The organism is Saccharothrix sp. NRRL B-16348, assembly GCF_001280085.1.
GTDB lineage: Bacteria > Actinomycetota > Actinomycetes > Mycobacteriales > Pseudonocardiaceae > Actinosynnema.
Genome location: NZ_LGED01000217.1, coordinates 67,295 through 86,656 on the forward strand (window position 1 = coordinate 67,295; position 19,362 = coordinate 86,656).

A 19,362-nucleotide genomic window follows, 5' to 3' on the forward strand; every position below is an offset into this window, starting at 1 on the left:
GGGCCGTCACCAGCGGACGGGCAGTTCCTGCAGGCCGCCGACGACCAGGCCGTCGACGCGTTCCAGCTCGGCGGCGGGCACGGCCAGTTCCAGCGTGGGCAGGCGGCGCAGCAGCACGTCCAGGACGGCTTGCAGCTCGGTGCGGGCCAACGACTGCCCCAGGCACGAGTGCGCGCCCGCGCCGAACGCCAGGTGCGTGTTCGGGGTGCGGGCCAGGTCGAGTTCGGCGGCGTCGGCGAAGACGTCCTCGTCCCGGTTGGCGGCGGCCAGGTTGCACACCACGGTCGTGCCGCGCGGGATCACGGTGCCGCCGATCTCGGCGTCCTCGGTGATGTAGCGCGGGATGCCGAACCCGGGGTTGGCGTCGGCGCGCAACGCCTCCTCCACCGCCGTGCGCACCAGGGTGGGGTCGGCGAGCAGCGCTTCCCAGCGGGTCCGGTCGGACAGGAGCATCCCGACCATCTTGCCGATCATGTTGGCGGTCGTCTCGTGCCCGGCGACCAGCAGTCCCTGCGAGGTGGCCAGCAGCGCCTCGGCCGGCATGACGTGCCCGGCGTCGACGGCGGCGGTGATCAGTTCGCTGATCAGGTCGTCGCCCGGGTTCGCCCTGGTGGCGGCGATGTGGGCGCTCATGTAGGCGGCGAACTCGGCCTGCGCGGCGTCGATCTCGGCCTGCGTGTAGCGGGTGAGGCTGAGCAGGGTGTTGGACCAGTAGGCGAACTTGTCGCGGTCGCTCTCCGGCACGCCGAGCATGTCGCAGATGACCCACACCGGCAGCGGGAACCCGAGCGCCGCCTTGAGGTCGGCGGGCGCGCCGCCGGCCACCATCTCGTCGACCAGGTGCTCGGCCATCGCCTCGATGCCCGGCCGCAGGGCCGTCATGCGCTTGGCGGTGAACCACTTGCCGACCATGCGCCGCCACTGCTGGTGGTACTCCTCGGGCAGGGCGTTGCCGAGGCCGCTGTTGAACACGCCGCCGGACTCGTTGGCCGCGATGCGGGCGGCGTCCGGCGCGTCGAGGTTGCGGGTGAACCTCGGGTCGGCGAGCACCTGCTTGACGTCGTCGTAGCGGGTCAGCAGGGACGCGCGGTCGCCGCTGGGCAGCCGCACGTGGGCGACCGGGCACCCCTGCCGCAGCTCGGCCCACTCCGCGGGCGGCTCCAGCGCGGCCGGACTCGGGATGGGGTAGTCCAGCACGTGGTCGGTGTCTCCGAGCGCCACGGCAACCGCCTCCTCAGGCTTGAGTCAATCAACTGACTTAAGACTGCCGGCGATCGTGCCGCGACGCAACGTGACCGGTCGACCGCACTGCGGCACGGTCCGCGGTCGCCCGGTCAGCGGTAGGCCGCGCGGATCCGGACCCGGTAGAGAGGAATGGAGTAGACCACGGAGGTGGAATCGCCCGCCCTCGACGGGTCGGGCGGCCGATCGCGATCCCGTGGTGGCACAGCGGTCGTCCGCCGACGTGAGGAATCGCCCCCATGACGAGGACCGAGGTTCCGGAGCACCCCACGACGGCGTCGAACCGCCTCCCGTCCGGGATCGTGGTGGCCGCGCTCGCGATCGCGGCGGCCGTGACGGCGGCCCTCGTCGCCGCCATCGCGCAACGCGACCCGCTGTGGCTGATCGGGCCGGACTTCCGGGTCTACCACGTGGCCGGCTCGGCGGTGCTGGACGGGATCTCGCCCTACGACGTCGCGACCGTGGAGGGCTACCCCTTCACCTACCCGCCGTTCGCCGCGCTGGTGCTGGCGGTGCTGGGCCTGGCGAGCGTCCCGGTCGCGTTCGCCGGCTGGACCTTCGTCACCGTGCTCGCGCTCGAAGCGGCGATCTGGCTGGCGCTCGGGCTGGTGGCGGAGCCGGGGTCGCGGGACCGGCGGGCGAGGTTCACCCTCCTGGCCACGGTGGCCGCGCTGCCCCTGGCCCCGGTGATGCTGAACTTCACCGTCGGGCAGATCAACGTCCTGCTCATGCTCTTGATCGTCGTCGACCTGACCCGCCGGACCGGGCGCTTCCAGGGCGTCGCCATCGGGGTGGCGGCGGGGATCAAGCTGCTCCCGCTGATCTTCATCGCGTACCTGCTGTTCACCCGGCGCGTGCGCGCGGCCGTGGTGGCCACGGCGGCGTTCGCGGGCACCGTGCTCGTCGGGTTCCTCGTGCTGCCGGGCCCGTCGGGCCGCTGGGCGGGCGGGCTCGTGGTGGACATCGGGCGGATGATGACGCCGGGCGCGGCGCCGTTCAACCAGTCGATCCGCGGCGTGCTCGCCCACCTGCCCGGGGTGCTGAGCACGCAGTGGTTCTGGCTGGCACTGGCGGTCCCGGTCGGCGTCGCCGGGCTCGCGATCTCGGCGTGGTCGAGCCGGCGCGGCCTGGAGGCGGTCGGCGTCTTCACCTGCGCGCTGACCGGCCTGCTGGTGTCGCCCGTCTCCTGGCCGTTCCACTGGGTGTGGGCCGCTCCCGGCCTCGCCGTCTGGCTGTGGTGGGCCTGGCGGCGGAGCGCGGCGCACACGTGGGGCGTCACGCTGACGTGGCTGGTGCTGACCGCCTCCGGCGTGCTGACGTTCCTGATCGCGCTGATCGCGCCGACCCAGACTTCCGCGGGCGTCGTGACGGCCGGGATGCTGACCACCGTCGTGGTCCTCAACAGCCTGACGGTGGTCGCCGGCCTCGTGTTCCTCGTCGCGCTCGCCGCCGCCCTGCGGCGCCGGGACCGCGCGCCGGCGTTCTGAGCGCTAACCCCGCCGCGCGTCCTCGTAGACCGCCGCGAACTGGCGTTCGAGCGTCTTGTGCAGACCGGCGCGCCAGTCGTCGGCCAGGCCCTGCGACAACGGGTCGGGGAAGATGTCCTCCTCGCCCTTCTCGATCCCGTCGAGGATGTTGCGCGCCACCAGCTCCGGAGAGGCCTTTTCGGCGATGTCCAGGTTCGCGGTCATGTCCGTGTCCACCGGACCGGTGAGGATCGAGTGCACGGCCACCCCGCGGGACGCCAGGATGGCGCGCAGCGACTGCGTCATGGCGAGCACGGCCGCTTTCGAAATCGAATACGAGACGCTGAGCGGCAGCGCGACGAAACCGTTCACCGAGATGTTGCTCGCGATGGCGCCGCCCGCCTCGACCACCTTCGGCAGGAACGCCATGGTCACGTCGCGCACGCCGTAGAAGTTGACCGCGAGCATCCGGTCGAGCAGGTCCCGATCCGTCAGGTCGTCGAACTCCAGGACGCCGGCGTTGTTGATGAGGATGTCGAGGGAATCGACCTGCTCGACGGCCGCGCGGATGTGCGCGGCGTCGGTCACGTCCAACGTCACCGGCACCACGCGTTCATCCGGGTGTGACATGGGTCCGCGGGTGCCGGCGTAGACCCGCGCGGCACCCCGTTTCAGCGCCTCCTCGACCAACGCCTTCCCGATACCGCGGTTGGCGCCGGTCACCAGGAGCGACTTGCCGGTGATGATCATGCTTTCCCCTCACGTGCCACTGGACGTCGGACCGAAATGTGCCTCCCATTCCACGCTATGGTCCAGACCTACCCGAGCACTACTCGCGAATTGCCCCGCCAGTGCCGCTTGACGACAATTCCCCGTGCCACGGAAATGTGCGGCGGAAATGCCGGACGCGCTACCCCACCACCGCCGGGGACGGCGCGTCGACGCGCGGGCGCAGACCGAACCAGATCAGCACGATGCTGATGACCGTGAAGACGACGTTGACCGTCAGCGCCAGGTGGATGCCGGCCAGTTCGGTGCTCTGCGTGGCGGCGACGGCGCTCAGGACCGGGATGCCGATCGTGATCGCGACCTGCTGCGTCATCGAGGTGAGGCCGGTGGCCAGGCCCTGCTCGTCGTTCGGCAGGCCGGACGTGCCGGTCACCGTGTAGGCGACGATGGACGCCACGTGGCCGAAGAAGCCGATGAACAACGCCGGGATCAGGATGGCCAGGCCGACGCGGTCGGAGCCGACGAACACCAGCGGCAGCGTCGCCAGGACCTGCACGGTCATGCCGCCGGCGAGCACCTTGCGGTAGCCGTACCGGCCGATGAACCGCCCGGCGACCGGGCCCGCGAGCACCGCCGCCAGCCCCGGCACGCCGAAGACCAGGCCGGTGACGAGCGGGCCGAGCCCGAGGACGTGCTGCAGGTACAGCGTCATCAGGAAGATCATCGCCGTCTCCATGGCGAGGATCACCAGGCCGGCGTAGTTGCCCCACTTCACGGTGGGGCGCTTGAGGATGCGCACCGGCGTCAGCGGCGCGGCGGCGCGCAGTTCGATCATCCAGAACGCGGCCAGCAGCGCGACGCCGACGACCGCCGCGACGAGGCTGCGCTCGACGACCGCGTAGACCACGGCCAGCAGACCACCCGTCACGGTGACCGCGCCGGGCACGTCCAGCTTCACCCGCTCAGGCGTCTTGCTCTCGCTGATCAGCAGCGGCGCCGCCACCAGGATCAGCACGGCGACGGGAATGTTGATGAAGAACGCCGCACGCCAGTCCAGCAGGCTGACCATGGCGCCGCCGACGAGCGCGCCGACGGTGAAGCCGCCGGACAGCAGCGCGCCGTTCAGGCCCAGGACGCGGTCGCGGCGCGCGCCCTCCTTGAACGTCGTGGTCAGCAGGGACAGCGCCGCCGGGATGGTCATGGCGGTGGACAGGCCCTGGAGCGCGCGTGCGCCCAGCAGCATCTCGGGGTTGGTCGCGAGGCCGCCGAGCAGCGACGCGCCGGTCAGCAGCACCATGCCGCCGAGGAGCAGCCGGCGCCTGCCGAACAGGTCGGCCAACCGCCCGAACAGGAGGGTGAAACCGGCGGCGGGCAGGGCATAGGCGGAAGCGATCCACGGCAGCGCCGTCAGTTCCATCCCGACGCCCTCGCCGACCTGGGGCAGCGCGACGTTGAGGATGGAGAAATCGACGGACAGCATGAAACCGGCGCCGAGCAGGACTAACAGGATCAACCGCTCCCGGCCGGTGAACCGGACCGGCGAGGTGGTGGTGTCGACAGTCAAAAAAGTGGTCCCCTTCTCAAGAACTCAAGACTCAAGAACACGCACGCGCGCCGCGGATCGGGTGTCCCGATCCGCTGTGACGGTCGACATTGAACGCAACCGGATGGTTGCACATCGAGAGAACCAGTGCAAGTAATGAGCAACACTCATGTTCGCTGGATGACTTGTGCCGGAACGGCCCGGATTCGCACACAGGTCGAATAACGCGACAGTGCCACTCCCCCGGTCCGCGGCAGGTCCCGCGGTGGCCCGCGATGCCATTCCCGGGCAAAGGCAACCTCGAAGATGTACCGGCCGGTTCCGTAATCCATGATGGGGTTCACCGCCCCTCCACAGAGACGTTCACCCACGCTGTCCGGAACACACCCATTTCCGCAGACCGCGTTGGCACGACGGCGTGCTCGAACGTTGGGAAGAGGAACACGACGTGACGAGGAACAATGATCTGGTGATCTCGACGACGACCGACGCGGGCGTGGCGGGAACCGCCGTTCCCACCGACGCCGAACTGGCCCGGTCGTTGGGCGGCGATTTCCACAGCGACCACCTCACCGTGAACGGTGTCCGCCTGCACTACGTCGCGGGCGGCCGGGGCAAGCCGCTGATCCTGCTGCCCGGCTGGCCCGAGACGTGGTGGGAGTTCCGCAAAATCATGCCCGCGCTCGCCGCCGCCGGGCACCGCGTCATCACCGCCGACCTGCCGGGCATGGGCACCTCCGCCAAGCCGGCCGGCGGCTACGACAAGAAGAGCATGGCCAACGTGGTCCTCGGCCTGGTGCGGGCCTTCGGCTACGACCGGGTCGACATCGCGGGCCACGACATCGGCGCCCAGATCGCGTTCAGCTTCGCGGCCAACCACCCCGAGGCCACCGACCGCGTCGCCATGCTCGACATCCTCCACCCCGACGAGTCGGTGTACGAGCTGCGCATGGTGCCCCTGCCCGGACAGCTGTACCACCCCTGGTGGTTCGCGTTCAACCACGTCACCGAGCTGCCCGAGCAGCTCCTCGCGGGGCGCTCGCGGCTGCTCGTCGACTGGATCTTCGACAACTTCCTGGTGAACCGCGACGCCGTCGACGAGTTGGCCCGCGCCGTGTACGCGCACCACTACGACGACCCGGACAACATCCGGGGCGGCAACGCCTGGTACGGCACGTTCGGGCAGGACGTGGTCGACCTCGCCGGCTACGACCGGGTGCGCGCGCCGATCCTGGGCATGGTGTCGAACCTCGCCGACGGCGCCTTCGCCGCGCAGATGCGGGCCACGCTGCCCACCCAGGCGACGGACGTGCGGGTCGTCGTCGTGCCCGACTCGGGCCACTACCTGGTCGAGGAATCGCCGCAGACCGTCATCGACCACCTCACCCAGTTCTTCGCCTGAGCCCGGACCCCGCCGGGCGGGACCGCCGGTGTCCGGTCGATCACGGACCCGGCGGGCCCGGCTCGGCGGTGTACGGGGCCGTCCACAGCCCGGTGATCGCGTCGATCAGGCCGTTCGCCGTCTCGTCCCACGTCGACCTCGACGTCGCGGCGCCTTCGGCCAGGGCGCGCTCGCGCTCGGCGCACACGTGCACGATGAGGTGCCGCACCATGTCGGCACGGTCCTCGCGCACGTCGGCGGGCATGTCGGGCAGCAGCGCGATCAGGTTGTCCACCACGTGCCGCAGCGAGGCCTCGGTCAGCGCCTCCTCCGCCATGATCACCCGGAACGCGGGGTCGGTCATGACCTGCGCGCTGAACCGGGCGAACCAGGTCGGGTCGCCCGACGAGGCCAGGTAGGTGGTCACCGGGCGGACCAGGCAGGCCACCCAGTCCCGCACGTCCCGCGACCCGGCGACGGCGGCCACCGCGTCCTGCCGCAACGACTCGATCCGGGACGTGTGCCGGAGCATGATCGCCCGGATGAGGTCGGCCTTGGCGCCGAAGTGGTAGCCGACCGCGGTGTTGTTGCCCTGCCCGGCGGCGGCGCTGATCTGCCGGTTCGACACCGCGTACAGGCCCTGCTCGGCGAACAGCCGCTCCGCCGTGGTGAGGATCTGCTGCCGCGTAGCTCCGACCTGCTCCGCCCGGGGGGTCCTGCCGACGTCCGCCACCACGGTCCACACCGTACCCCGTCACGCGGCCGGATCAGCGCTGGTCGGGCGTTCGCGCAGGTACCGCGGGGTCACCCCGACCGGTCACGGCCGGGTGCGGGCACCGTCCACGACGTACCGGCACGGCACCTCGAAGAACCAGTCCGTCGGCTCGTGCTCCAGGCGGCCGACCGGGCCGCCCTCGACGCACTGCACACGTGCCCGCGCGACGCTCTCGTCCCACGGGACCCCGTTCAGCACCACCCGGTCCGAGCGGAGGTGCAGCAGCACGCTCGCGAGCACGACGAGCCCGATCACCGACCGGCCGGCGACCACCGCCAGGCGCTCCCACCGCCGGGCGGGCACGGCGTCGAGACCGACCGCGATCGCGGCGAACAGGAACAGGCACGGCGCGACGCTGTAGCGCTGCCCGGCCATCACCACCGTCGGCTGCTGAGCCTGCAGGACCGCGCTCCAGTTGGCGGTCAAGGACACGACCATGACCAGCGCGCCGAGCCCGACGCCGAGCAGCACCAGCAGCCTGCCCGCCCGGTCACCCCACCGCAGGCCCGCCACGACCGGCGCCGCGGCGAGCACGAGCGCGGCCAGGATCGGCAGGTTCCCGTGCTCCGGGTAGAACCGGGCGACCTGCTCCGACCCGGTGAACGCCACCACCGGCACCCGCAGCAGGGTCGCGAGCGCCACCTGCACCGGGTCGACCGCGTCGTGCGAGTACGCGAGCCGCTCGGCGAACAGCATCGTCACGCCCTGCGCCAGCGCCCCCGCGAGGAACGCGACGGGCAGCTCCTTGCGCGGCAACGCGAGCCGCAGCAACGCGATGGGCAGCAACACGAGCACCAGCGGGCTCGACACGGCCGCGAGGAACACGAACAGCGTGACCGGCACACGTGGGGCGTTGCGCCACAACAGTGCCCAGAACACCCCGTAGAGCAGGAACCAGTGCAGGTTCGCCATGTTGTTCAACGGCTCGGAGTTGCCGGCCGGCAGCACGACCACCAGCGCCGCGAGCGCGACCCGCAGCGGCAGCGAGCGCAGGTACGCGCCGGAGGCCGCGAAGGAGATCAGTGCGACCACGGCGCGCAGCACGGCGGCGGAGACCGCGAAACCCGCGGCGGTCCACTCCAGCGGGAGCAGCGCGACCAGTTCGGCCACCAGCCGGGGCAGCGCGTGCAGGTAGCCGCCGTAGGGATCGACCAGGTTCGAGAACGCGGGCAACGTGACCGCGTCCACCATGAACCGCGCGCCGTCCTCGGCCCACAGGTGGTCGAGCCGGGCCCACCCGGCCGGGGTGAGGAGCAGGAACGCGAGCGCGGCGGCGAACGCGAGCAGGTAGCCCGCCGCGGTCCGCCCCCGTGACGCCGGAGGTGCGGGCGGCGGGGGCAGCAGGCCGTCGGCCAGCGCGCGCAGCCCCGGCCCGCCGGTTCTCGGCCCAGCCTCGTCGGTCACCGTCATCCAGCGGCCCTCCCCCTGCACCGTGAACCGGGTAGCGGGAAAATACCCGTCCGCCGTCAGCGGTCGTGCGGCGGTGCCCGCCGGTGGATCCGGCTACGAGAACCGGCCGCGCTCGTAGCGGGCCCACTGCCCCGCGGTCACGTCCTTGACCGGGGACGAGTTCAGCGCCGCCACCTCGGCCGAGTCGACGATCCACAGCTTGTCGTCCAGCACCAGCCCGACCTCGCCGTCCGGGGCGCGCACCGCCTGCGCCCCCGCGGGCACGCGGACCGCGACCGGCAGCGAGTCCACCACCGCCGGCCGTTCCGCCAGCACGCCGCGGGAGAACTTCACCGCCACCGAACGGCGTTCGAAGCGGACCACCTTGTCGCCGACCACCACGTCGGCCGTGTTCTCCGGCGACGGCACGGTGTAGCCGTTCAGCGCGCCGACCTCGGCCGTCGTGGCGCAGCCCCGCAGGCCGACCGCGTCGAGGCCGAAGTGCCTGATGTCCGTCGGCGCGCCCGCGGCGCCGATCGCGGTCGCGCGCAGCACGTCCAGGGACACCCGGCCGCACGGGTCGGCGGGGTCGATCGGCGCGTGGCCCTCGGCGGTGCGCACCAGCCCCGGCCCCTCGCGCCACACGCCGGGGATCAGCACCGGGTCGAACGGGTGACGGGTGAAGTCCTTGTCCCAGAACGTGACCGTGGTGCCCGCGTCGGTCTCGTGGGCGATCGCGAACGCCGACACGGCGTCGATCCACATCCAGTCCGCGCTGAACGCCTCGACCACCGAACGGGCGCGTGGCCGGTTCGTCGAGGCCACCGGCGCCATCCCCCCGTCGCCCAGCGCCTGGACGCCCTTGCCGAACAGGGGGTCCCGGGAGCGGAGCACGAACTGGCCGGCGCCGTTCGGCTGCGCGCCGCGGCCCGTGGTGTCGGTGAACATCAGGTAGAACCAGCCGTCGACGTGCACGGCGGACTGCTGGCCCGCGCCGTAGGTGTTCTCGCGGAGGACGTCGTTGGACGGCACGATGATCGGCTGACCGTTGTTCGCGCGGGTCCACACCACGCCGTCCGGGCTGGTCGCGACACCGACGGCGCTGCCGTTGGCGTGGTTGTCCCGCGAGGCGGCCGTGTAATACATGTAGTAGGTGCCACCGACGTGGATCACCGACGGGTCGCACACGTGCATCGCGTCGAACCCGCTGTGGCTGCCGGAGAAGACGGGGGCCGCCGCGCTGAACGCGGCGTCCAGCGTCGGCCCCTCGCTGTACAGGATGTCATCGCCGCCCGGCTGCGCGCTGCCCAGCTGACTGCACCACCACGCCCGGATCCGGCCGCCCTCGCGGAGCACGGAAGGCGCGTAGTTGTACGGCGCGTCCGCGCCGCCGGCCACCACGACGCCGGGGCTCTGCCGCGGCTTGTCCACCGCGAGCACGAGCTTCTGCGGGGGCGGCGCCGGCGCCGATGACGACGACGTGGCCGTCCGCGTCGGGGCGAGGCTCATCGAGCCGCTTTCGACCGAGTTCTCGCATCCTGTGACGGTGCCCACGAGCACGCAGGCAGCCAGCAGCACGGAAAGCGGTCGACGCGGGGACACACCACCCAGTCTAGTGGTCAACTAATCCATACGGGTGAGAAACGATGTCACCGACCGTCTGCGGCACGACGGCTCCGCTGTCGCGCCCGGTCTCGGCACCGTCGCCGCAGGTCCGATCAGGTAGACAGGGGAGGTCGACCGGCCGGGTCGACGTCCGCTGGGAGATCCGCTGGAGGGAGAACGCCATGGCCCCGGTTTCGGTGGTGACGGGCGCCGGTTCGGGTGTGGGGCGCGTCGTCGCCCGCGCGCTGCTCGACGCCGGGCACCGGGTCGCGCTCGCCGGACGACGTGCGGACGCGCTGACCGAGACCGCCGACCTGGCGCCCGCCGGGCACGTCCTCGTCGTGCCGACGGACGTCACCGTGGAGGCGTCCGTCGACGCCCTCTTCGCCACCGTGCGCGAGCGGTGGGGGCGGGTGGACGTGCTGTTCAACAACGCCGGGACGAACGTGCCCGCGACGCCGTTGGAGGACTTCACCGTCGAACAGTGGTCCAAGGTGGTCGACACGAACCTGACCGGCGCGTTCCTGTGCGCCCGCGCCGCGTTCCGGGTGATGCGCGAGCAGGACCCGCAGGGCGGCCGGATCGTCAACAACGGCTCCATCTCCGCCCACACCCCGCGCCCCGACGCCATCGCCTACAACGCGAGCAAGCACGCCATCACCGGGCTGACGAAGTCGATCTCGCTGGAGGGCCGTCGCCACCGCATCGCCTGCGGCCAGATCGACATCGGCAACGCCGCGACCCCGTTGACCGAGCGGATGTCCGAGGGCGTCCGGCAGGCCGACGACTCGATCGCCGCCGAGCCGACCATGGACGTGGCGCACGTCGCCGACGCGGTCCGCTACATGGTCGGCCTGCCGCTGGAGGCCAACGTGCAGTTCATGACGGTCATGGCGACCACCATGCCGTTCATCGGACGCGGCTGACGGTCAGCCCTTCACCGCGTCCGCCAGGTCCCGGATCGTCCCCGGGCCGACCTGGCAGCAGCCGCCGACCAGCCGCGCGCCGCCCGCCACCCAGCCGGCCACGCGCGCGGGCTCGAAGGCCGGTGCGCCGGTCCAGCTCCGGGTGGTGGCGTCCCAGCTCTCGCCGCTGTTCGGGTACACCACGACCGGCTTGCCCGTCACCGTCCGGGCGATCGCCACGGCCTCGTCCACGTCGGCCGGGTCGCAGCAGTTGACGCCCACGGCGACCACCTCGGCCACGTCCCGCGCGACCTCGAACGCCTCGGCCAACGGCTGACCGGCGCACGTGCGCGTGCCCCGCGCGCTGTACGACAGCCACAGCGGGACGCCCGACCCGGCGACCACCCGGAGCACCGCCTCCGCCTCCTCGACGTCGGGGATCGTCTCGACCGCGAGCACGTCGGCGCCCGCCTCGGCCAGCACCTCGATCCGGGGCCGGTGGAACGACTCCAGCGCGCCCGGCGCCAAGCCGTACCGGCCGCGGTACTCCGAGCCGTCGGCGAGCATCGCGCCGTACGGGCCGACCGACGCCGCCACCCACCGCGGTCCGTCCACTTCGGACGCGGCACGGCGGGCGAGGGTCACGCTGTCGCGCAGCAGGCCGGTCGTGTCCGCCTCGGTGAGCCCACGCCGGCCGAAGCCCTCGAACGTGGCCTGGTAGCTGGACGTGATCGCGACCTCGGCGCCGGCCCGGTAGTAGGCGAGGTGGGCGGCCGTGATCGCGTCGGGGTCGGTGAGCAGCAGGCGGGCCGACCAGAGCGAGTCGGACAGGTCGTGCCCGGCGGCCGTGAGCGCGGTCGACAGGCCACCGTCCAGCACCACCACCCGGCGGGCCAGCACGTCGGACAGCCGTTCTTCGGACACGTCCACGACCCTACAGACTCGACACTCGTCCACCTGTTCGCGGCCAGCGGGCGGTTGGGCGGGCGGGCGGTCGGCCGGTGGGCGGTCGGGCGGGCGTCAGGCGGCACGCGCGGCGGCGACGAACTCCCGCATGAGCCCGTGGTCCTTGATCCCGCGGCTCGCCTCGATGCCGCTCGACACGTCCACGCCCCACGGCCGGGCCTGCGCGACGGCCTCGGCGACGTTGTCCACGCCCAGGCCGCCCGCCAGCAGCCAGCGGCCGTCGGGCCGGGCGCCGTCGAGCGCGGCGAGGTCCCACCGGTGGCCCGAGCCCGCCCGCGGCGAGTCCAGCAGCAGCATCTGCTCGCCGTACGCGCCGACCCGCACGTCGGTGTCCGCCGTCAGCGCGACCGCCCGGACCAGCGGCACCCCGGCCGCGGCCACCTCGTCGAACGCGGCCCGCGGGTAGTCGCCGTGCAGCTGCACCGCGCCGACGCCGGACTCCTCGGCGAGCCGGCGCACGTCCGCCGCCGCCACCCCGCTGAACACGCCGATCGACAGCACGTGCGGCGGCACCTCGCGCACCAGCCGTCGCGCGGTCTCGGGATCGACCTGCCGGACGCTCGCGCTGAGCACGAAACCGACCGCGTCGGCCCCCGCGTCCACGGCGGCGGCGACGTCGGCCGGTGTGCGCAGCCCGCACAACTTCACGTACATGCCGCAGACAGTAGCGGTGGGCTTCCCGTGCCCGGACCGCGTGGTGATAGTGGGTGCGGCGCCGCGGCCCCCGCGGCGGGAAGGTGGCGCGCGCGTGCGGCAGGCCGGGCGGGAACTGATCGGGCGGGAGCCCGAGGCGGCGGTGGCGGCCGGGGTGCTCGACCGGGCCCGGACGGGCGCCGCGTGCCTGGTCGTGTCCGGTGAGGCGGGCATCGGCAAGACCTCGCTGTGGGAGCACGTGCTGCGGGACGCGGAACGGCGCGGGTACGCCGTGCTGTCCTGCCGGCCCGCGGCGGCGGAGGCGCGGCTGTCCTACGGCGGGCTGATCGACCTGGTGGAACACGTGGACGACGGGGTGATCGCCCGATTACCCGGCCCGCAGCGCACGGCGCTGGACGTCGCGCTGCTGCGCCGTGACGCCGAGGACGGGCCGGGCGATCCGCGCGCGGTGCACGTGGCCGTGCTCAACGTCGTGCGGGCGATGGCGGCGACCGCGCCGGTGGTGCTGGCCGTGGACGACGCGCAGTGGCTGGACGAGCCCACCGCCGCCGTCCTGGAGTACGTGGCGCGCCGACTGGCCGACGAGCACGTGGCGGTCGTGGTGTCGGTCCGCTCGGCCGACGGCGACGTCCCGCTCGGCCTGGCCGGGCGGGAGGACCTGGCGCACCTGCGGCTGTCCGGGTTGAGCCTCGGCGCCCTGCACCGGCTGGTCCGCTCGCACCTCGGCACGCCGTTGCCGCGGCCGACGCTGATCCGCCTCCGGCAGGCCAGCGGCGGCAACCCGTTCTACGCCCTGGAGATCGCCCGCGCGTTGCCCGATCCCGGCGAGATCGGCGCGTTCGGCCTGCCGCTGACCACGACGCGCGCGGTCGGGGACCTGCTCGCCGACCGGCTCGCCGTGCTGCCCGACCACAGCCGGGACGCCTTGCTGTGCGCGGCGGCGTTGTCGCAGCCGACCGTCGACCTGGTGCGCCGGGCGTCGGACGACCCGGGCCGGGCCGAGAGCGCGCTGGTCGATGCCGAGGAGCACGGCGTGGTCGAGATCGTGTCGGGCGCGATCCGGTTCACCCACCCGTTGCTGAGCTCGACGTTGCTCTCCGCCGCGTCCGGGAGCAGGCGCAGGCGGGTCCACCGCAGGCTCGCCGAGGTCGTGGACGACCCGGAGACCCGCGCGCTGCACCTCGCGTTGAGCACCGACGGCCCGGACCCCGCGGTCGCCGACGCGCTGGGCGAGGCCGCGCGCGACGCCCAGGCCCGCAACGCGCCCAACGCCGCGGCCCGGCTGTGGGAGCTGGCCGGGGCGCACGCGTCCGACCCGCGGCACCGGGCCGTCCTGCTGACCTCGGCGGTGATGTGCCGGTACCTCGCCGGTGACGCGTCGGGCGCGCGGAAGCTGCTGGAGTCGGTCGACGTCGAGGACGTCCCGGCGGGTCCGGAGCGGGCGGCGGTGCTGATCGACCTGGCGTACGTGGTGTTCTTCGAGGACGGCCCGGTCCAGGCGACCGCGTTGACCGACCAGGCGTTGGCGCAGGTCGGCGACGACCCGGTGCTGCGGGCCACCGCGTACCTGCGCCGGTCGTTGTTCTGCCAGCACGACACGCGGCTGCGGTGCCGCAACACCGAGCAGGCGCTGGAGGCCATCACCGGCCACGAGGACGACGTGCCCACCGACCTGCTGGCGTGCGTCCTGGTCGCCGGCGCCTACTACCGGCTGCTGGCCGGGGTGGGGCTGTTCACCGACGACGTCGAGCGCGGCGCGGCCCTGGTGTCGCCGACGAACCAGACCCGTGAGGCGCGGTCGGCCCGCAACACCCGGCGCGTGCTGGCGAAGTACCTGGACCCGGTGCGGGGACGTGCGCTGATCGAGGAGGCGCACCGCGAGGAGGTCGCGCGCGAGGACGAGGCGGTGGCCATGCAGGAACTGGTGCACCTGGCCGAGTTGGACGTGTGGCTCGGCGACTGGGCGCGGGCCGGGCAGCGGGCGGTGGAGGCCGTCGAGGCGGCGGAGCAGTCGGGGCAGCGGCCGTGGTTCGCCTACGCGCTGTACACCCGCGCGTTGGTGGACGCGCACCGCGGCCGGTGGCGGCAGGCGCACGACACGGCCACGCGCGGGCTGGACGTGGCCACGGAGCTGGGCGACCCGTGGGTCGCGGTGCACCAGCGGGCGGTGCTGGGTTTCGTCGAGCTCTCCCGGCACGAGCCGGGCGCGGCGCGCGGGCACCTGACGGCGGCGATGGCGTTGTGCGCGGAGGTGGGCATGGCCGACTTCCCGATCAGCACGCTGTACGGCGACCTGGTGGAGGCGGTGGTCGAACTGGGCGAGCACGCCGAGGCGACCCGGCTGCTGGTCGAGCTGGAGGAGCGGCGTGACCGCGCGCCCCGACCGTGGATCACGGTGGTCGCGGCCAGGTCGCGCGCGCTCGTGCGGATGGCGTGGGGTGATCCGGAGGGCGCGGAGGAGGCGTTGGCGACGGCGGCCGAGGCGCTGGACCGGTTGCCGATGCCGTTCGAGCTGGCGCGCACGGACCTGGTGCGCGGCCGGGTGTTGCGGCGGCGGCGGCTGAAGCTCGCCGCGCGGGAGGCGTTGCTGGCGGCACGGCGCGCGTTCGACGGGCTGGGCGCGCCGTCGTGGGTGGAGGAGGTCGACGCGGAACTGGCCCGGCTCGGGCTGCGCCGCGGCGACGAGCACGAGCTGACCGCCACGGAGCTGCGGATCGCGCGGCTGGTGGCGGCCGGGTTGAGCAACCGGGAGGTCGCGGGCGCGGCGTACGTGACCGAGAAGACCGTCGAGGCGCACCTGACCCGCATCTACCGCAAGACCGGCGTGCGCACGCGCCGCGAGCTGGCCCGGCTGGAGTTCCTGCGCCAGGGGTAGCAACTGTGGGGTCGCTCCCCGATTCGCCGGCCGGCTGTGGGGACGAGGGTTGCGGCATGACCGCAGTCGGAGTCGATCGGCCGCCGACCAGGCTCTTCCTGGCCGAGTGCTACCTGCACGCGGCGAACCCGCGCGAGGTCGCCGCCGCGATGGCCGCGGTGCGCGCCGCCGCCGACCTGTGCGCGCCGCCCGTCACCGTGCGGTGCTGCCTCGCCGTTCCCGGTGACGACAGCTACTTCGGCGTGTTCGCGGCCGACGACGCCGAAGCGCTGGAGCGGGTCTTCGACCGGGCCGGGGTGTCCTTCGAGCGGATCGTCGAGGCCTCCGCCGTGCCGCTCGACCGGGCCACCGGGATGCCCGGCGTCGAGCCGGTCCAACCCGGCTGACGGTCCAGCCGGTGGTAGCGGTGCTCGGGGGAGCCCCGCCACCACCGGCGATGACCGGCGGAGACCGGGACTCCTCGCCCGCTCTCCGCCGAACGGGGCCGGTGTCACACCTGGGGGCTGGCACCGGCCCCGCGCCACCCTCACGGCGCCGGGACCAGGCCTTCGTGCCGCACCGTCCAGCGGTCGGCGGGGAAGCCCGGGGTCGGCGGGCCCCCGTCCCAGCCCGCGGCCATCAGGGCGACCGCGGCGAGCAGCCCGCCGTTGCCCGGCAGGTACACCGGCAGCCAGTCGGACTGCCGGTTGTGCCCGTTGCGCAGGTAGCCGTTCTTCGGCGTGTCGCTGAGCAGCACGTCCACCGCGGTCCGGGGGTCGCCCAAGCGGGTCGCGGTCATGGCCATCGCCGGGTAGTCCCAGCCCCACGTGCCCGGCCAGTCCCAGTCCGACAGCACGTCGTGCAGCGTGGCCCGCATGATCGCGTGGTCGACCACACCGGTCTCCGGGACGAAACCCAGCGCGTACAGCATCGACGGGTGGTCCTCGCGCACGGTCCACGGCGGCGTGCCGATCGCGGCGTACCGGCCGTCGCGCACGGTCGGCGGCACCAGCCCGTCCGCCACGGCCGTCCACGACGGGTCCTCCGCCAACCCCAGCCACGCCCGCCACCGCTGCGCGACCCGCAACGCCCACGCCCAGTACGCCAGCTCGAACGTCGGGTTCGCGACCGCGGCCCGGTCGCGGTAGTACGACTCCTGCGCCGGCACGAGCGGCGGCCCGAGCGCGTAGCCGTCCTCCGTCGCCACCGCGAAGTCCGCCATGAACGCCGCCGTCTCCAGCACGCACTCGCCGTACCGCGCCACCGCACCCCGATCACCCGACCGGCGCACCAGCTCGGCCAGGTGGATCAGGTGCGGCTGCTGCCACACCAGGAACGTCCCGATCGGACTGGGGCTCTCCCGCCCGTCCGGCCCGACCTGCTTCGGCCACCGCGCACCCCGGTACCCCTGACCACGGGCCGCGGCACGGGCGACACCCAGGTTCCGCGAGTACCAGTCGAGGCTCCTGGCCAGCAGCGAAGCCCTCCCCCCACAACGGGAAGTGCGCGCCGTGCCACCAGTGCGTCTCCAAGTGGAACCGGCCGCGCCAGCTGTTCGTCGTCAGCCCCGTCTCGGCCGGCGGCAGCGACCCCGCGCACTGGATCGCGGTGAGGTACTGCGACAGCACGATCCGCCGCTGCAGCTCCGGCGCGCGCTCGTCCTCGCTGGAGTCGAGCTCGACCACGCCGCCGGACGACCAGAACCGCGGCCACCAGCGCTCACTCGCGGTCAACGCCTCGGTGAACGCCACCGGCCCGCCCACCCCGAACCGCACCCCGAGTTCCAGCACGTCACCGCCGGTCGCCACGACGAACTCGTGCGGCCCGGTCCGCCGCACCGTCGCGCCCCCGTCGACGTGGACGCGCACCGGGAACCGCGTCGCGTCGAGCCGCCGGTCGATCCGCGCGCCGTCCGCGAGCACGTGCAGCGCGCTCTCGTGCCGATCAGGGCTCTCCCAGTCGGCGGCGTCGTGCCACGACTCCGAGCCGTACGGGAACGCGATCCGGACGGCGAGCCCACCGCCCGCGAGCCCCGGTGACGCCACCCGCACCGCGAGCGCGTCGACGTCCGGGTGGCAGCACGTGGTCACCCGCACCGGCATCCCGGCCAGCAGGAACGCGCTGGTGATCGTCCCGGTCCACAGGTCGAGCCGTTGCCGCGGCTCGCCCAGGTCGTCCGGATCGGGTGACCTCCGGCCGAGCGCCAGCCCGATCCGGGCCAGGTCCAGCCGGTGCGGGTTCGCGCGCAGCCACCGCTGGCCGGGCGTGGCCGCGTCCAGGTCGGCGAGGTCGACGTACGGCACCCGCCCGCGTGGCGTGTCGTAGGAGCGGACGCTGTCGGCGAGGTCCGGGACGTGCCCGGGCGCCGGCGCGCTGTGCCAGCCCCACTGCGCCATCGTGCCGAGCAGCGTGCCGCCGTCGGCCGCGTACAGCCGCGGGAACGTCTGCAACCCGGTCACGTCGACCGTGCCGCACAGCTCGCCGTTGCCCACCGACAGCGGCGACCGCGGGTCGACCTCGGTCACCTCGACGGCGTACCGGTCCACCAGCGCCCGGCGGTCGACCTTCGCCATCAGCCGATCGCCGCGGTGACCTCGTCCACGAACCGCCGTGCCGCGTCCGGCGGGCCGATCCGGTCGAACAGCACGTCCGAGTTGACCCGCTGGAGGATCTGCAGCGTGTCCGTGGAGCCCACGGGACCCTGCACCAGCTCGTCGGTGACCTTGCCGCTCACCTCGTCGATGAACGCCACCTCCACCTGCTGGTGCTCGTCGAGCGAGCCGGCGATGCCCTCGCGGACCGTCCTGTTCGCCGGGATGCCCCGGTCCGTGCCGATGGCCGCGCCCGCCGCCGGGCCGTCGACCAGGAACGAGACCAGCTTCGCCGCCGCCTCGGGGTGCTCGGTGGCGGCGTTGACCGTGTAGAGCTGCGACGCCTGCAACCACATGCCCGGCCGTTCGGCCGCCGTCTCGCCCGGCGCGCGCAGCATCACCAGCGGCTCGGCGGACGCGGTGCGCAGCGCGGTCAGCCGGTTGCTCCAGTCGAACCGCATCCCGGCGACACCACGGCCCATCAGGGTCTGCTCGGGCGCGGACAGCGCCGCCTGCTCGATCGTCACGGTCGCCGGCGGGGTGCTGCCGGCGGCACGCAGCCGGGTCGTCATCCGGAACCACTCCTCGACGCTTCCGGTGCTGACGCCGACCTCGCCGTCGGGAGTGTAGAGCCCTTCGCCGCGCTGCTTGGAGAAGATCTCCAACGTCTCCGGCGCGGTCGGGTCCTCCACGCCGACCGTGCCCTCGGGCGCCTTGTCGGCGAGTTCGCCCGCGATCCGCTCGAAGTCCGCCCACGTCCACCGGTCGTCGTCGGGCAGCGGCACGCCGGCGGCCTGGAAGACCGCCGGGTTGGCCACGACCCCGTACGTGTTCACGCCGGTCGGCACGCCGTATTGGACGCCGTCGAACCTGCCGTTGGCCACCGCGGGCCCGTCCAGCGAGCCGAGGTCCAGCGAGCCGCTCACCTCGGCCAGGTCGAGCAGCGCGCCGCGGCCGCCGTACTCGCGCGGGTACACGCCGCCCATCGTGATCACGTCCGGCGCGTCGTCCGCCGCGACCTGGGTCGCGATCCGGTCGAAGTAGGCGGTGAAGTCGGCGTGCTCGCCCTTCACCGCGATGCCCGGGTTCGCGGCCTCGAAGGCGTCGATCGCCTGCTCCGTGGCCCGGGCGCGCTGTTCGTTGCCCCACCACGAGAACCGCAGCTCGACCGGTCCCCCGGCGTCGCCCGGACCGGACGAGCAGCCCGACAACGCCAGCGCCGCCACGCCGACCAGGCACAGCACGAGCTTCGTCATGACCGT

The 19,362-nt window shown here is 73.3% G+C and carries 16 protein-coding genes; 5 read left to right on the plus strand and 11 right to left on the minus strand.

Features of this window, described 5'->3' with window-relative positions; genetic code table 11:
- Window positions 1-6: 6 nt before the first annotated feature.
- The gene (locus tag ADK67_RS29355; RefSeq protein WP_053719767.1) at window positions 7-1,221 is read right to left on the minus strand and encodes a cytochrome P450; all 1,215 of its coding nucleotides are present in this window, start codon (window positions 1,219-1,221) and stop codon (window positions 7-9) included.
- A gap of 260 nt (window positions 1,222-1,481) precedes the next feature.
- On the opposite strand from ADK67_RS29355, the gene ADK67_RS29360 reads away from it, so the two are divergent.
- Window positions 1,482-2,729 (plus strand): glycosyltransferase 87 family protein, encoded by a 1,248-nt coding sequence (locus tag ADK67_RS29360; protein ID WP_053719768.1) that lies wholly within the window; start codon window positions 1,482-1,484, stop codon window positions 2,727-2,729.
- 3 nt (window positions 2,730-2,732) lie between these two features.
- Here ADK67_RS29360 and ADK67_RS29365 read toward each other — a convergent pair whose 3' ends face one another.
- Together ADK67_RS29365 and ADK67_RS29370 are read right to left on the minus strand one after the other, a co-directional pair.
- Window positions 2,733-3,458 (minus strand): SDR family NAD(P)-dependent oxidoreductase, encoded by a 726-nt coding sequence (locus tag ADK67_RS29365; RefSeq protein WP_053719769.1) that lies wholly within the window; start codon window positions 3,456-3,458, stop codon window positions 2,733-2,735.
- Between the two features lie 160 nt (window positions 3,459-3,618).
- Window positions 3,619-5,001: an MFS transporter gene (locus ADK67_RS29370; RefSeq protein WP_053719770.1), complete on the minus strand. Its 1,383-nt coding sequence runs from the start codon at window positions 4,999-5,001 to the stop codon at window positions 3,619-3,621.
- A gap of 427 nt (window positions 5,002-5,428) precedes the next feature.
- On the opposite strand from ADK67_RS29370, the gene ADK67_RS29375 reads away from it, so the two are divergent.
- Entirely contained in the window at window positions 5,429-6,382 is a 954-nt protein-coding gene (locus ADK67_RS29375) for an alpha/beta fold hydrolase (RefSeq protein ID WP_197289669.1), read from the plus strand.
- A gap of 40 nt (window positions 6,383-6,422) precedes the next feature.
- Here the strand turns inward: ADK67_RS29375 and ADK67_RS29380 are convergent, their stop codons facing one another.
- The 3 genes from ADK67_RS29380 to ADK67_RS29390 all read right to left on the minus strand — a co-directional run bounded on the left by ADK67_RS29380 (window position 6,423) and on the right by ADK67_RS29390 (window position 10,127).
- Window positions 6,423-7,106: a TetR family transcriptional regulator gene (locus tag ADK67_RS29380; RefSeq protein ID WP_082403987.1), complete on the minus strand. Its 684-nt coding sequence runs from the start codon at window positions 7,104-7,106 to the stop codon at window positions 6,423-6,425.
- A 72-nt stretch (window positions 7,107-7,178) separates the two neighbouring features.
- Window positions 7,179-8,546: a hypothetical protein gene (locus tag ADK67_RS29385; protein WP_053719771.1), complete on the minus strand. Its 1,368-nt coding sequence runs from the start codon at window positions 8,544-8,546 to the stop codon at window positions 7,179-7,181.
- A gap of 93 nt (window positions 8,547-8,639) precedes the next feature.
- Window positions 8,640-10,127, minus strand: a complete 1,488-nt coding sequence (locus tag ADK67_RS29390) for a beta-xylosidase (RefSeq protein WP_053719772.1) — start codon at window positions 10,125-10,127, stop codon at window positions 8,640-8,642.
- A 185-nt stretch (window positions 10,128-10,312) separates the two neighbouring features.
- Between ADK67_RS29390 and ADK67_RS29395 the strand changes: the two genes are divergently transcribed.
- Window positions 10,313-11,056 (plus strand): SDR family oxidoreductase, encoded by a 744-nt coding sequence (locus ADK67_RS29395; protein ID WP_053719773.1) that lies wholly within the window; start codon window positions 10,313-10,315, stop codon window positions 11,054-11,056.
- 3 nt (window positions 11,057-11,059) lie between these two features.
- Here the strand turns inward: ADK67_RS29395 and mmuM are convergent, their stop codons facing one another.
- Window positions 11,060-11,959 (minus strand): homocysteine S-methyltransferase, encoded by a 900-nt coding sequence (gene mmuM / locus ADK67_RS29400; RefSeq protein WP_231648413.1) that lies wholly within the window; start codon window positions 11,957-11,959, stop codon window positions 11,060-11,062.
- Window positions 11,960-12,055: 96 nt separating this feature from the next.
- Complete coding sequence (locus ADK67_RS29405) at window positions 12,056-12,655, minus strand: phosphoribosylanthranilate isomerase (protein WP_053719775.1); 600 nt, start codon at window positions 12,653-12,655, stop codon at window positions 12,056-12,058.
- Between ADK67_RS29405 and ADK67_RS29410 the strand changes: the two genes are divergently transcribed.
- Window positions 12,654-15,530 (plus strand): AAA family ATPase, encoded by a 2,877-nt coding sequence (locus tag ADK67_RS29410; protein ID WP_082403989.1) that lies wholly within the window; start codon window positions 12,654-12,656, stop codon window positions 15,528-15,530. The genes ADK67_RS29405 and ADK67_RS29410 overlap by 2 nt on opposite strands.
- 56 nt (window positions 15,531-15,586) lie before the next feature.
- A complete protein-coding gene (locus ADK67_RS51340) occupies window positions 15,587-15,916 on the plus strand; it encodes a hypothetical protein (RefSeq protein ID WP_053719777.1) in 330 nt (109 codons plus the stop codon).
- A gap of 140 nt (window positions 15,917-16,056) precedes the next feature.
- On the opposite strand, the gene ADK67_RS52830 is transcribed toward ADK67_RS51340, so the two are convergent.
- Genes ADK67_RS52830 through ADK67_RS29425 form a run of 3 tightly spaced genes read right to left on the minus strand, consistent with a single transcriptional unit; the run spans window position 16,057 to window position 19,356 of the window.
- Window positions 16,057-16,839: a hypothetical protein gene (locus ADK67_RS52830; protein WP_197289670.1), complete on the minus strand. Its 783-nt coding sequence runs from the start codon at window positions 16,837-16,839 to the stop codon at window positions 16,057-16,059.
- Window positions 16,784-18,082, minus strand: a complete 1,299-nt coding sequence (locus tag ADK67_RS52835) for a hypothetical protein (RefSeq protein WP_197289671.1) — start codon at window positions 18,080-18,082, stop codon at window positions 16,784-16,786. Before ADK67_RS52835 ends, ADK67_RS52830 begins: the two co-directional genes overlap by 56 nt.
- Window positions 18,082-19,356, minus strand: a complete 1,275-nt coding sequence (locus ADK67_RS29425) for an ABC transporter substrate-binding protein (RefSeq protein WP_053719778.1) — start codon at window positions 19,354-19,356, stop codon at window positions 18,082-18,084. Before ADK67_RS29425 ends, ADK67_RS52835 begins: the two co-directional genes overlap by 1 nt.
- Window positions 19,357-19,362 lie beyond the last annotated feature (6 nt).

Excerpts from the sequence above, each read along its gene's own strand:
- ADK67_RS29385 (WP_053719771.1), bottom strand. The coding sequence starts at position 8,546 with ATGACGGTGACCGACGAGGCTGGGCCGAGAACCGGCGGGCCGGGGCTG.
- ADK67_RS52835 (WP_197289671.1), bottom strand. The coding sequence starts at position 18,082 with ATGGCGAAGGTCGACCGCCGGGCGCTGGTGGACCGGTACGCCGTCGAG.
- ADK67_RS29405 (WP_053719775.1), bottom strand. The coding sequence starts at position 12,655 with ATGTACGTGAAGTTGTGCGGGCTGCGCACACCGGCCGACGTCGCCGCC.
- ADK67_RS51340 (WP_053719777.1), top strand. The coding sequence starts at position 15,587 with ATGACCGCAGTCGGAGTCGATCGGCCGCCGACCAGGCTCTTCCTGGCC.
- ADK67_RS29365 (WP_053719769.1), bottom strand. The coding sequence starts at position 3,458 with ATGATCATCACCGGCAAGTCGCTCCTGGTGACCGGCGCCAACCGCGGT.
- ADK67_RS29425 (WP_053719778.1), bottom strand. The coding sequence starts at position 19,356 with ATGACGAAGCTCGTGCTGTGCCTGGTCGGCGTGGCGGCGCTGGCGTTG.
- ADK67_RS29360 (WP_053719768.1), top strand. The coding sequence starts at position 1,482 with ATGACGAGGACCGAGGTTCCGGAGCACCCCACGACGGCGTCGAACCGC.
- ADK67_RS29410 (WP_082403989.1), top strand. The coding sequence starts at position 12,654 with ATGCCGCAGACAGTAGCGGTGGGCTTCCCGTGCCCGGACCGCGTGGTG.
- ADK67_RS29395 (WP_053719773.1), top strand. The coding sequence starts at position 10,313 with ATGGCCCCGGTTTCGGTGGTGACGGGCGCCGGTTCGGGTGTGGGGCGC.